We start from the raw sequence: 12,087 nt of genomic DNA, 5'->3' as shown, positions 1-12,087 counted from the left end.
GTGGTGCCGGCGTCGGGTGGAGCATCGGGCGCCTCCATCGGCTCAGGCTCGAATACCCAGATGATGGGGACGGGGCTCTCGGGCGGGGCGTAGAGCATGACGGTGGCTCCCCCCCCTCCCTCCAGGGCTTCCACGACTGCGGGCGGCCCACCCGCCAGCGAGAGGGGAGGAAGCGCCGTCGGCTCGGGAGGCGGCGCGAGCCAGTCGCGCGTCTGCAGGAGGGCGAGCCCCGTGGCCAGGGCCACGGCCGCCGCGGTCCACGCAACGGTCCGGGGCCAGCCGAGCCAGGCCAGGGCGGCGAGGCGGCGGCGAGACGGCACCCGCTCCGCAGCCGGCGCTTCGGCCTGGAGGCGCCTCCGGACCGCCTGCCAGGTGGCCTCCGGGTCGGGGGCAGGCTCGGCGGCTATCGCCTGGCGCAGGAGCGCTCCGGCCCGCGCCAGGACGTCGGCCTCGGTCCGGCAGGCCGGGCAGGTGGCCAGGTGACGCCGGACGGCCTCGGCCTGATCCGGCTGCAGCTCGCTGTCGACGAACGCCCCCAGGCGCTCCCCGGCCACGTGGGGCTCCCCCTCCCTCAGCTCCGGAACCATCTCACTCCTCGAGGAACGGCCGCAGCCGCTCCCGCAAGCGCCGTCTGGCGTAGTGGAGGCGGGACATGACCGTCCCCACCGCGCACTCGAGCACCTCCGCGATCTGCTGGTAGGAGAGCCCCTCCACCTCCCTCAGGAGGAGCGCCGCCCGTTGGGGTGCCGGTAGCTCCTCGAGCGCCATCCGGATCGCCTCTCCCGCCTCGCGGGCCTGCAGGGCCCGGTCCGGGTCCTCGTCCGGGTGGGCGCCGACCTCCTCCCGCGCCTCGTCTCCCGGCTCCCGGGTATCGTCGTACGCTGCCGCCGGCCGCCGACTCCGCCGCCGGAGCGCGTCCAGGGCCAGGTTCACCACGATCCGGTGGAGCCAGGTCTTGAACGCGGCCTGCCCCTGGAAGCCCCGGAGCCCTCGGAAGACCCGGACGAATGCCTCCTGGGCGACGTCCTGGGCGTCCTCCCGGTGGCGGACCATCTGATAGGCGAGGGCGAACGCCGCCGCCTGGTGGCGCTTGACCAGGGCCTCGAAGGCAGCGCCCTCGCCGGCCCGGGCTCGGTCCACAAGGGCGGCATCGCCCGGCGCCTCAGGCACATGGGGTTCCATACCGTTGGACGGGCCCGCGGGCCCGGAAATTCCGGCGCATTGTAGCATCCGGTCGCGGGGGCGACAAGGCGGGATCGCGTCCGGCGGTGGCGAGAGGTTGGCAGGGGGGAGGCCGGCCGCTATAATGGGGGCCATGCCGCTACGCGCCGCCTTCTTTGATGTCGGGAACACGCTGGTTCACCTGCGCTTCGACCGGATGGCGGCGGCCTTCGCCGCCGAGGGGCTCGACCGTCGCGTCGAGGCCATCCGGGCCGCCGAGCATCGCGCGCGGGTGCGGCTCGACCCCATCGTGGCCGGTCAGGGGACGACGGAGGGGGTGGATGTCATGCAGGCCTACCTCCGCCTCATCCTGGAGGAGCTCGGTGTCCTGTGGGACGGGCGGGGGCCCCGTCTCGTGGAGCGGCTCCGGGCCCTCGGCCGGGAGGAGCCGCTCTGGGGGGAGCCCGACCCGGATGCCCGGGTCGTCCTCCACGAGCTCCGCAGCCGCGGCCTGTCCGTGGGCGTCATTTCCAACTCGGACGGCACGGCGGCGCGGAGCCTGCGGGGCGCGGGCCTGCTCGATGCCGTGGACTTCGTTCTGGACTCGCACCTGGTCGGGGTCGAGAAGCCGGACCCTCAGATCTTCCGCCTCGCCCTGACCCGGGCTGGCGTGGCGGCCGCCGAGGCGGCCTTCGTGGGCGATCTGTATTCCATCGACGTCCTCGGAGCCCGCCGGGCCGGGATGACCGGTATTCTCCTAGATCCCGTCGGGGCGTGGGGGGAGCGGGACTGCCCGCGGGCCCGTGACCTCCTGGAGGTCCGTGACTTCATGCTGGCCCGGGCGGCTCCGTGAGGGGACGGTGAGGAGCAGGGAAGCGGTCTTCGAGCCGCAGGGAGGGCACGACCTGCCCCTCTCCCCCGGGCGCTACCTGGCCGGGGAGGGGGTTCTGGACCGTGTCGGGGAGGTGGCCCGCCCGCTCGGGAGCCAGGCCATCGTCATCGCCGACCGCCTGGTCATGGACCTGGTGGGACCACAGGTGGGAGGGGCGCTCCGGCGGGCCGGCCTCCGGGTCCGGGAGCAGCTCTTCCCGGGGGAGACCTCGCCCGAGGCGATCCAGGGGGCTGCGACCCGGTGGGGGGCGCTCGAGGGGGCCGTCCTCATCGGGATGGGCGGGGGGAAGGCGCTCGACTACGCCAAGGCGGTCGCCGACCGCGCGGGCCGGCCCGCCCTGATGCTCCCGACGAGCGCCGCCACCTGCGCGGCGGCCTCGGCGTGCTCGATCCTCTATGTCGGCGGGCGCTACGTGGAGACCCGGCCGGTCACCCCGCCGGTCTGCTGTCTGGTCGACTACCGGATCATCGCGGAGGCGCCGCCCCGCCTCCTCGCCTCGGGGATCGCGGACGCCCTGGCGAAGTGGGAGGAGGGACGGTTGCAGGAGGGGGCGGCGCTCAGCTTCGCGGAGCGGACCGCGCTCGAGGTGGCCCGGCGCGTCCACGCGGACCTGTGGGAGCAGGGGAGCAGGGCCGTGGAGGACTGCCGGAAGAAGGAGGCGACGGCGCGCCTCAAGACCGTCGTGGACGCCAACATCCTGGGGGCCGGGCTCTGCTCGGTCCTGGGCGGGCACCGGCTCCGTTCGGCCGCCGCTCACGCCCTCGCCGTCTCCCTCACCCTCACCGGGGAACGGATCAGTGCGCTGCACGGGGAGACAGTCGGCTTCGGGCTCCTCTTTCAGCGCTGCCTGCTGGGGGAACGGGAGGAGGCGGCCGCGCTGGCCGGATTTCTCCGGGACCTCGGCCTCCCTCTCACGCTGGCCGGGCTCGTGGACCGGGAGCTGCCGCCGGCGGGTCGGGCGGCATTGGCCCGCCTCCTCCTGCGCCCGAAGAGCGGCGTCCATCACTTGCCGCGGCCGGTCACCGAGGCCGACATCCTGCGCGCCCTAGAGGAGGCGGAGACGCTCGGTGGCAAGCCGGCCGCCGCACCGCCGCCCTCTCCGGAGTCCACCGGGCCGCCCCCGCGTCGAAAGGCCCGCCGCGCGTCGCGCTGAAAGCGACCGCGGGGCAGCGCCGGGAACTCCTCCTCGGTGGCCCCCCGGAGCAGGCCGGCCCCGCTGTGGTGCGAGGTCGCCCCCCGCCCCGCCACCGCCCGCGCGACAATGGTCCCCCCCGTCGTCAGAACCACGATGCGCTTCGTGTCCCCCTCTCTCGATCGGCCCACCGCGGCCCGATGCTCCCTCTTCAATACGGTTCACATCTTCTGCTGAGAATTTTCTCCGGCTTTTCCCGGTCGTCAATTCCGGGGTTCATCGGGTTGCCATCCTACGCCCCGCGGGAGGACCTTCAGTGGGATCCGCGGCACAGGTGGGGGGTCCGGGAGAGTATCACCTGGCATCCTTTTTGCGTGCTTGGAAGGGCACACTGCGTGGCTCTCCAGTTGGAGCCGGGCTGTGCCCGGAGAGCGACGGGGGCACGGACGCCGTCGAGCGCGACGGCGACGCTGACGATCTCCTGAGGGGCAAGGCGCGCTGCGAGACCAGGAAGGCGGACGGCGCGCCGAGTCTCGTCCGCCGACCGTTTCACATTGGAGGTCAAGATGAAAATCGGAAGATGGATCCTGTTGGGGCTTGCGCTTGTCGGCAGCACGGGGTGCGTCCTGACGAAGGTGATCACGGTCCCGATGCGCGTGGTCGGCGCGGTGGCCTCCATCGTCCCGGTCGCCGGAGACACGGCCCATGACGTGGTGGACGAAGCGGCCGAGAAGGTGGACAAGCTGCCCTTCTAGTCCCCGGCCTGCCCCCTTCGGGGGCCGCCTCCCCCGGTCCGCGGCAGCGGTGCCTTGGGCGAGGCCGAATTCGCTCGCGCCCTGATCGCCTTGGTGGTCGCGGGAGCGATCCTCTAGCCCCATCCCGAGGCGGCGAGTCCCTAGCCGGAGGTCCCGGCGGGAGAAGAGCCGCGGTCTAAGCAAGAACGTGATCCCGCTGGGTAAACCTGGAGTTTGAGGAGCTAGCAAGGCAAGGCCACTGGGGTCCCAGTGGCCTTGCTATTTCGGAGGGGCCAACCTGCCTAGCCATGTCCGGCGGCGCGGCGGAGAGCGAGTTGGTACGCCCCTTGCTCTCCGGCCCTGGAGGGCAGTTCGGGCAAGCTTTCGGACGGCTCGGCCCCCTGCAGCCCCAGGGTGCCGCGCGGCGACCGACCGTGGTCGGGAGGCCCGGAGGAGACGGGATGCGCCTGAGGTGGTGTGGTCTTCTGGTTATAGGGTTGTTCCTTTTTGCCCCGGTCTCCCCGGCGGCTGCGCTGCCCTTCGTCGAGGTCTGGGGCGAGGCCCGGTACTGGCGCCCCATCCTGGAGTCGGTGATCGTCGCCTCCGCCCCCGGCTTCCCCGGGACAACCGTGGACCCGGTGACTGATCTCGGCGTGGAGGAGGAGCAGAACGCCTACGAGGCCCGGGCGGGCCTGACTCTCCTCGGCCGGCACAAATTCCGGATCGGCTACCTGCCCCTCTCGTTCGACGGCGATCGGACCCTCACCCAGAACATCACCTTTCAGGGCGAGACCTTCACCGCGACCACCCGAGTCCTCACCGACCTGGACGTGAAGATCCTCCGGGCCGGATACCAGTTCGACTTCTTCAAGACCCCCCTCGGCTACATGGGGATCCTCTTCGAGGTGCACTACTTCGATGGGGAGGCGCGCCTTCGGGACGACACGGGCGGCCAGGACGAGAAGGTGGACTTCCGCGTGCCCGTCCCCGTCGTGGGCCTGGCCTTCCGGACCTACCCCACGATCACCCGGGTCGTCAGCGTGGGGGCAGAGCTGGTCGGCGTGTACGCGGGGAGCACCGGCCACTACCTGGACGGGGAGGCCTCCATCACCATCTCCCCCTTCCCCTTCGTCGAGATCACGGGCGGCTACCGGGTGATTGACCTGGAAGGGGAGGACGGGGACGACTCGCTCGACCTCTTCCTCCACGGTCCCTTCGCCAGCATCACCCTCCGCTTCTAGACCCCCGCGTCGCAGCGACGGCGGAAAGAATCGAGGTGGACGCCGCAATGCCCGCCGGCACGAGATGTCCCGCCTGCGGATTGATGCAGATGCCCGGCCCGACGTGCAAATCCTGCGGCCGGGCCCTCGGCGGGCTACCCCAGCCTCCCGGCTCCCGCCCGGATTCGAGGGTCGAAGGGGCGAAGGGGGCGTACGAGAAGATTGGTGGGTGGCTGGTCCTGCTGGCGATCGGATTGGTTCTCAACCCCATCCGCCTCCTCGTCATCATGGGGAGGGATTTCCTGCCGCTCTTTCTCTCCGGGGGATGGTCGGTGCTCACCACGCCGGGAACGACAGCCTATCACCCGCTCTGGGCACCCGTGCTGATGTTCGAGATCGGCGGTAATACGGCTCTCCTCGGATTTTCGGTGCTGGTGGCGGTCTTATTCTTTCAAAAACGGAAGCTCCTACCCCGCCTGATGATTGCCTTCCTCCTCGTGAATTTCCTCCTGGTTGCCGCGGACTACTTCGTTGCCGATCTCCTGCCTTCCGTGGCGAGTCAAAAGGATCCGGAGGCGACGATGGAGCTCGCCAGAGCGCTCATCGCAGGTGTCATCTGGGTCCCCTATTTCGTGGTGTCCAAGCGCGTGAAGAGAACATTTGTCCGCTGACCACAGGGGTGCCCCTGTGGTGATTCCCGCCGCGAGACTTCACCCGAGCCAGGCCGCCGCGACCTCCGCGTAGAGGCGTGTGGCCTCCCCCAGGCGCCGGAGCCGGATCCACTCGTCGGTCTGGTGGAGCTGGGAAGGCTCCCCGGGCCCGCAGATGACGAGGGGGGCCTGGAAGGTCGGCGCGAGGACGGCCCCGTCGGTGTAATAGGGAACGCCCCCCGGCGGTCGGGTCTCCCCGAGGAGGCTGGCCGCCACCTCCCGCACGCACGTGACGAACCGGTCGGCCGGCGGCGTCTGGACGGCCGGCATGTCGTTCACGACCCGCACCGCTCCCGTCGTCCCGGGTTCCGCCCGCAACGTGTCGGCCAGACGCACCCGCACGGCGTCCGCGATGGCCCCGTGGTCCTGTCCCGGGAGGGTCCGGATGTCCAGCGTGAGGACGCAGCGGTCGGGGACGACGTTGGTCTTGATGCCGCCGCGGATCGTGGCCACGTTCAGCGTGGCCCGTCCCAGCAGCGGGTGCTCCCCCCCAGCCGGCGGCTCCCGGCCGAGCGCGGCCACGAGGCGAGCCATGGGGAGGATGGCGTTCAGCCCCTCCTGGGGGGCCGACCCGTGGGCCATCCGCCCGGCGGTCGTGACCTCGAGCCAGAGGGCCCCCTTCTCGGCGACCGCGATGGCGAGATCGGTCGGCTCGCCGACGAGGAGCGCGGACGGGCTCACCGTGCCGGCGGCCGCGAGGGCCTTCGCCCCCACCGAGTCCACCTCCTCCCCGGCCGTGCAGGCCACGAGGAGGTCGCCCCGGAGGCGCACCCCCGCCCGCTTGAGCGCGGCCGCGGCACCCAGCATCGCGGCGATCGCCCCCTTCATGTCGGTGGCGCCCCGCCCGTACAGGCGGTCCCCCTCCACGCCTCCCTCGAAGGGGTCGTGGCGCCACGCCTGCTCCCCGATCGGAACCGTGTCCAGGTGGCCGTTGTAAAGGAGCGGAGCCGCCCCGCCAATCCCCGGGAGGCGGACGAGGAGGTTGGCCCGCTCGGGGGCCAGGGGGTGCAGCGTGGCTTCCACCCCCCGTTCCTCGGCCCAGGCCTGGAGGGTCCGGGCGAGCGCGGCCTCATTCCCGGGGGGGTTCACCGTGTTGATCCGGACCATCTGCCGGGTGAGGCGCGTGACTTCCTCGGGGTCGCAGTAGCGGGCGAGGTCGGTCATGCGGGCGGGGGCCCCGGCGGGCGAGGGCCGCGGCGCTCCGCCAGGACCGCGGCGTAGAATGCCTCGTACCGGGGGACGATGAGGCTGGCGTCGAAGTGGGCCAGGACCCTGCGGCGGGCCGCCTCCCCCATCTTCCGGTGCTGGTCGGGGTGCTGCAGGAGGTGGAGGGCCGCCTCGGCCATCGCCTGGACCGCTCCTACCGGCAAGAGGTATCCGGTCTCCCCGTCGGCGATCACCTCCGGGAGGCCCCCCACCCGGCTGGCGATGACCGGGACGCCGCAGGACTGGGCTTCGAGCGCGGCCAACCCGAAGGACTCCTCCTCGCTCGGAAGCAGGAAGAGGTCGCCGGCGGAGAGGAGGCGGGGCACGTCCTCCTGCCGGCTGAGGAACAGGACATCGCCGGCCACATCCAGCTCCTGGGCGAGCGAGGCCGCCGCGGGACGCTCCACCCCATCCCCGACCAGGAGGAGCTTGGCCGGCAGCCGGCGGCGCACGGCTGCGAAGACCCGGAGGACGTCGGGGACCCGCTTCAGGGGCCGGAAGTTGCTGAGGTGCACCAGCACCCGTTCCCCGCGGGGGGCGAAGAAGGCCCGGGGCGAGCCTTCCTCCCGTTGGGCGAACCGCTTGGTGTCCACGAAGTTCGGGATGACGGCGAGGGGGCGCGTGACCCCGAACAGCTCCCGGGTCCGCTCTGCCAGGTACCGCGAAACGCAGGTCACGCCATCGCTCCGCTCGATGGCGAAACGGGTGATGGAGAAGAGGGAGGGGTCCCGGCCCACCAGGGTGATGTCGGTCCCGTGCAGGGTCGTCACCACGGCCGGTGCCTGCGGCCCCAGCATCTCGGTCGCCAGGCGGGCCGAGACCGCGTGCGGGATGGCGTAGTGGACGTGCAGCACGTCCAGTCCCACCTGCTGGGCCACGTCGGCCATCTTGGCCGCCAGGGCAATCGTATAGGGTGGGTGGTCGAAGAGCGGGTAGGTGATGACCTCCACCTCGTGGAAGAAGACGTGCTGGTCGTACTGCTGGAGCCGGAACGGCAGCGCATAGGAAATGAAATGGATCTCGTGCCCGCGCCGGGCCAGCTCCACCCCGAGCTCCGTGGCAACCACGCCCGAGCCGCCGTAGGTGGGGTAGCAGGTGATCCCGATGCGCATCATTCGTCTCCGTCGAGCCAGCAGAGCTGGTGGCTGAACCCCGGCCCCGGCAGGGCCGCGGCCAGGTGCGGCAGGAACTCCCATCCCTCCTGGGCCAGGAAGGAGGGGAGGGAGAGCGCGCGCTCTTGCAGCACCCCGCCGGGCACGAGGCCATCCTGGAGGCGGGCGATCTGCTCCTCCACCTCCTGGTGGCGCCGCTTGACGGCCTGGAGGAGCTTCCGCTCCACCGCCTCCAGTTGCTTCCGCACGTAGCCCTCGGCCGAGCCCACCACCGGGGTGAGCGTCGCGTCCACGGCCTCTGCGACGCCCCGCAGGCGCCCGAAGGCGTCCGCGATCTCGGCCCGCAGCGCGGTGAGCCGGTCCTCGGTCCCGGGCGGGAGGCGACGGCGGAGGGCGCGGGTGACGAGGGCACCCCGCTCCTCCTGCAGGTCGAGCGGGGCGAGCCCGTGGCGCGTGAGCAGGCGCGCCGCCCAGCGGGGGATGAGGGTGAGGCTGGCGCGGGGCAGGAGCGGCGTCACGGGCAGGTCGAAGAGGGCATAGGCCGGGCGGAGCTGGGTGAGGTACGCCGTCTCCGCCGGTCCGGCCACCTCGGCGAGCGTGGGGAGGAGGCTGTCCTGCAGCAGTGGACGGAGGAAGACATTCGGGCTGAAGCGCTCCGGCGCCTCCGCGAGGACCGCCGCCAGGCGGCGGCGCGGAAAGGTCCGGTCGGTCCCGCGCACCACCAGCTCCTCCCCGCGGACGACGAGGGGGAGCCGCCGTCCCTCCTCCAAGAGGAACAGGTTCACGCCATCCTCGAAGGCCCGGGCTTGCGGGGGGTACCCCGCGGCCGCCAGGGCCTGGGTGTGGGCGAGGATGGCCCGGGAGGCGGAAGGGGCCGTCTCCAGTTCGCGGGCGAAGACCGGGGCCGACAGCCGCTTGAGAGCGGGGTCCGCCGGGTCCACCAGGACCAGCCCCAGGGGACTGAGGAGGCGGGCGAGAAGGCAACTGAAGCCGCCGGCGAGCGTCCCCCCCGGCGCGTAGCAGGCGGTGAGGAGAGCCGCCACCTCCCCGCCCGCGGGCTCCGCGGCGAGGACCTCCGCCGCGGCTGCCAGGACCGGCCTGATGGCGGCGGTGAGACGACAGGTGGCGGGGAGGGTGCCGGCGAACCCCCCCTCGGGCTGGTACTGGACCCGGACGGGGCCGCCCCGCCGCGCGAGGAGCAGGGCGTGGTCCACCTCGGCGAAGTCGTCGTCCTCCGAGGCGAGCCAGAAGCACGGGACGCACGGGACCCCCAGGGTGTTCCCCCATTGCCGGGCCACCGTCACGGCGGTCAGCGCCTTGTACCAGGTGTACAGCGGGCCGCCGAAAAGCCCGACCTGCTGCCCCGTCAGGATCGCCACGCTCCCTGGCTTCCGGAGGGCCGCGATGCCGGCGAGGGCCGCAGGATCTGCTCCGAGGGCGCTGTTCTGTGCCTCGAGCACCCCGGCGACGTCGGACCGCGGGAGCACCCGGCGCAGGAGGATCTCGAGGTGCGGGCGGAGCGCCGCCGGCTCGCGGGGGAGGGGCGGGAGCAGGTCGCCCGCGACCGGCCGGCCCGCCATCAGGTCGCCAAAGAGGGGGGGGAGGCGCCGCAGGGCCCCGTAGGGGATCGGCTCCAGGCGAGGGGCCTTCACGAGTCCGGTCCCGAAACCCCGCGCAGGGGGACCTTCGCCTGTTCGTGGGGGAGGCTCGTCGCGTGCCGCTGGCGCCACTCCAGGTGCCGGGTGGCCAGGAGCTCCAGGTTCCGGAGATAGGTCTGGCGGTTCTCCTTCCGGATCCCCTCGACCCAGCCCCGGACCTTGTTCCAGACCAGGATGTCTTCGCCGGTGGTCTCGAAGAAAAGAGCGGCGTGCAGGACGCCGTTGTTCACGAGCGCACCGACCATATCCCAGTAGGAGGTGACCATCCGGAGGGAAGCGTCCTCCGGGGTCCCCTTCATGTACGTCCCTTTCATCTGCTCCCACGGGACCGGCTGGTACTCGTGGAGAAACCAGTGGCGGGCCTGCCGCATGCGTTCCTCCCGCCGGAGTTCGTAGAGGCGGAGGAGGAGTTCGGCGTCCTGGTGGTCCGGTTTCTGCATGAGGATTCTCCCGGCGGGCCGCATGGGGGGCGGCAGTCTCCCCTGGATAGCAGGGGGTCCAACCCTTGTCAAGGTAGCGGCCCCCCGCCGCAGGGCACTTTGCCTTGACGCTCTGCACGCACCATGCTATACATCCCTCTATAAATTCATTGGTGGAAAGGACTGGATGAATATTTGGCATCTTGTTACCCAGGCGGGGCCGGTCGCGAAAGGGGTCCTGCTGGTCCTGCTGGCCTTCTCGGTGGCCTCCTGGACGATCATCATCGCCAAGGCGCGCGCCTTCCGGCGAGCCGAGGCGGAATCGGACTCCTTCCTGAAGGCATTCCGGGAATCGAAGAACCTCTCCGCCACCTACGAGGAGGCCCGCAAGCACCCCGGCAGTCCGGTCGCCGCGCTCTTCCGTGAGGGCTTTCGGGAGCTGAGCTACCACCTGAAGGGCAACCCTGTCCCGGATGGACCGGCGACGGCGGGGGCGGAGCGCCCCCCGCAGGGCGACCTCCTCCAGGGGCTCCAGCGGATCCTGCGCCACGCCAGCCTGAAAGAACTCTCCGACCTGGAGCGCTCGATGATCTTCCTGGCCACCACGGGGAGCGTTACCCCCTTCATCGGGCTCTTCGGGACGGTGTGGGGCATCATGGATGCTTTTGCCGGGATTGCGGCAGCCGGATCGGCGAACCTGGGGGCGGTGGCGCCGGGCATCGCCGAGGCCCTCGTCGCCACGGCGCTCGGACTCTTCGCCGCCGTCCCGGCCGTCATCGGGTACAACCACCTGCTGAACCGGATCAAAGGCCTCGGGACGCGGCTCGACCTGTTCACCCTCGAATTCCTCTCCCTGGCCGAGCGGGTCGCGGCCCGGGGGCGTTGAGGCGACCATGGCGATGCCCCTGTTCCCGGACTCGGAGCGGCGGCTGGGCCCCGCCCTGTCGGAGATCAACGTCACCCCCTTCGTGGACGTGATGCTGGTGCTCCTGGTGATCTTCCTGGTGACGGCCCCGATGCTCTTCCGGGGCATCGACGTCCGCGTCCCGCGGACCGAGACCCGGACGGTGCAGCCGGAGCAGCGCCTGGTCCTGAGCGTGACGAGGGACGGGACGGTCTTCGTCGGCGAGCAGGCCATCACGCTGCCCCGCCTGGAGCGGCTCCTCGCAGGCCTCCGCCAGCGCGACCCGAAGGCCGCGGTCTTCCTCCGGGCCGACGAGCGGGCCGCCTACGGATCCGTGGTGAGGGTGATGGACATCGTAAAGAAGGCGGGGATTGACCGGCTCGGGATGGTGACCGAGCCCCTCCCGCCCTCGTGAGGGCGGGGACGGTGACCCTCTCTCGCGAGCAGAGCCTGAACCTGACCCTCTCGCTCCTCCTGCACGCGGTCGTGCTGGCGGCGGCGATGGGGGCGCCGATGTGGGGAACGGGTCCCGTGCGGCAGCTCCCGGTCATCTACACCGTGAACCTCGTGACACTGCCGCAGCAGGCAGCTCCGGCCCCGCCGGCCGCGCGTGAGGCCCAGCCGGCCCCGGCCCCGGCGGCGCCGCGGGCGGCCGCCCCGCCCCCGCCGGCCCCCGAGGAGGAGTTGACGCTCCCGGGGCGCAGCCGGCCGCGGCGGGAGGCCCCGCCCCCGAGCGTGGCGGCCCAGCCGGCCCCGCCTCGGCCGGCCTCCCCGGCTCCGCCGGTGCCCGCGCCGCAGGCGGTCGTGCCGACGCCGTTCGCGGCGCCGGCAGCCGGGGCCCCCGCTGCTGCGGCCAACGGGACCGACGTGGAGGCGACCGCGGGCTCGCAAGATCCCGCAGCCGCCACCTACACCGCCATTCTCAGTGAGCGGGTGCGG

The 12,087-nt window shown here is 72.0% G+C and carries 14 protein-coding genes; 8 read left to right on the top strand and 6 right to left on the bottom strand.

What is annotated here, in order from left to right; genetic code table 11:
• The coding region (locus VGT06_12830) for a zf-HC2 domain-containing protein (GenBank protein HEV8664005.1) at positions 1-587 on the bottom strand (587 nt) is incomplete at its 3' end.
• Position 588: 1 nt separating this feature from the next.
• Complete coding sequence (locus tag VGT06_12825) at positions 589-1,170, bottom strand: sigma-70 family RNA polymerase sigma factor (GenBank protein ID HEV8664004.1); 582 nt, start codon at positions 1,168-1,170, stop codon at positions 589-591.
• 145 nt (positions 1,171-1,315) lie between these two features.
• Between VGT06_12825 and VGT06_12820 the strand changes: the two genes are divergently transcribed.
• The 5 genes from VGT06_12820 (at position 1,316) to VGT06_12800 (ending at position 5,810) form a co-directional block, all read left to right on the top strand.
• The gene (locus VGT06_12820) at positions 1,316-2,014 is read left to right on the top strand and encodes an HAD family hydrolase (protein HEV8664003.1); all 699 of its coding nucleotides are present in this window, start codon (positions 1,316-1,318) and stop codon (positions 2,012-2,014) included.
• A gap of 7 nt (positions 2,015-2,021) precedes the next feature.
• Entirely contained in the window at positions 2,022-3,206 is a 1,185-nt protein-coding gene (locus tag VGT06_12815) for an iron-containing alcohol dehydrogenase (protein HEV8664002.1), read from the top strand.
• 545 nt (positions 3,207-3,751) lie between these two features.
• Positions 3,752-3,940 carry a DUF6726 family protein gene (locus VGT06_12810; GenBank protein ID HEV8664001.1) on the top strand — a complete coding sequence of 63 codons (189 nt, stop codon included), beginning with the start codon at positions 3,752-3,754 and terminating at the stop codon, positions 3,938-3,940.
• A 440-nt stretch (positions 3,941-4,380) separates the two neighbouring features.
• On the top strand, positions 4,381-5,160 hold the full coding sequence (locus VGT06_12805) for a hypothetical protein (GenBank protein ID HEV8664000.1): 780 nt from the start codon (positions 4,381-4,383) through the stop codon (positions 5,158-5,160).
• A gap of 35 nt (positions 5,161-5,195) precedes the next feature.
• Positions 5,196-5,810, top strand: a complete 615-nt coding sequence (locus tag VGT06_12800) for a DUF2569 domain-containing protein (GenBank protein HEV8663999.1) — start codon at positions 5,196-5,198, stop codon at positions 5,808-5,810.
• A 39-nt stretch (positions 5,811-5,849) separates the two neighbouring features.
• Here VGT06_12800 and VGT06_12795 read toward each other — a convergent pair whose 3' ends face one another.
• From VGT06_12795 to VGT06_12780, 4 genes are read right to left on the bottom strand one after another with little or no spacing between them, the layout of a single operon-like run.
• Entirely contained in the window at positions 5,850-7,013 is a 1,164-nt protein-coding gene (locus tag VGT06_12795) for a M20 family metallopeptidase (GenBank protein ID HEV8663998.1), read from the bottom strand.
• Entirely contained in the window at positions 7,010-8,167 is a 1,158-nt protein-coding gene (gene bshA / locus VGT06_12790; GenBank protein ID HEV8663997.1) for an N-acetyl-alpha-D-glucosaminyl L-malate synthase BshA, read from the bottom strand. The genes VGT06_12795 and bshA overlap by 4 nt, the downstream gene beginning before the upstream one ends.
• A complete protein-coding gene (gene bshC / locus VGT06_12785) occupies positions 8,167-9,819 on the bottom strand; it encodes a bacillithiol biosynthesis cysteine-adding enzyme BshC (GenBank protein HEV8663996.1) in 1,653 nt (550 codons plus the stop codon). Before bshC ends, bshA begins: the two co-directional genes overlap by 1 nt.
• Positions 9,816-10,265 (bottom strand): hypothetical protein, encoded by a 450-nt coding sequence (locus VGT06_12780; protein HEV8663995.1) that lies wholly within the window; start codon positions 10,263-10,265, stop codon positions 9,816-9,818. The genes bshC and VGT06_12780 overlap by 4 nt, the downstream gene beginning before the upstream one ends.
• Positions 10,266-10,431: 166 nt before the next feature.
• On the opposite strand from VGT06_12780, the gene tolQ reads away from it, so the two are divergent.
• The 3 genes from tolQ to VGT06_12765 form a co-directional block, all read left to right on the top strand.
• Complete coding sequence (gene tolQ, locus VGT06_12775; protein HEV8663994.1) at positions 10,432-11,130, top strand: protein TolQ; 699 nt, start codon at positions 10,432-10,434, stop codon at positions 11,128-11,130.
• A gap of 7 nt (positions 11,131-11,137) precedes the next feature.
• Positions 11,138-11,563: an ExbD/TolR family protein gene (locus tag VGT06_12770; protein HEV8663993.1), complete on the top strand. Its 426-nt coding sequence runs from the start codon at positions 11,138-11,140 to the stop codon at positions 11,561-11,563.
• A gap of 11 nt (positions 11,564-11,574) precedes the next feature.
• Positions 11,575-12,087 (top strand): hypothetical protein (locus VGT06_12765; GenBank protein HEV8663992.1); only part of this gene is annotated, 513 nt, incomplete at its 3' end.

Origin of the sequence: Candidatus Methylomirabilis sp., assembly GCA_036000645.1 — a bacterium.
Taxonomy (GTDB): domain Bacteria; phylum Methylomirabilota; class Methylomirabilia; order Methylomirabilales; family JACPAU01; genus JACPAU01.
The sequence above is the reverse complement of the archived record's forward strand: the minus strand, read 5'-3'. Positions and strand labels throughout refer to the sequence as shown.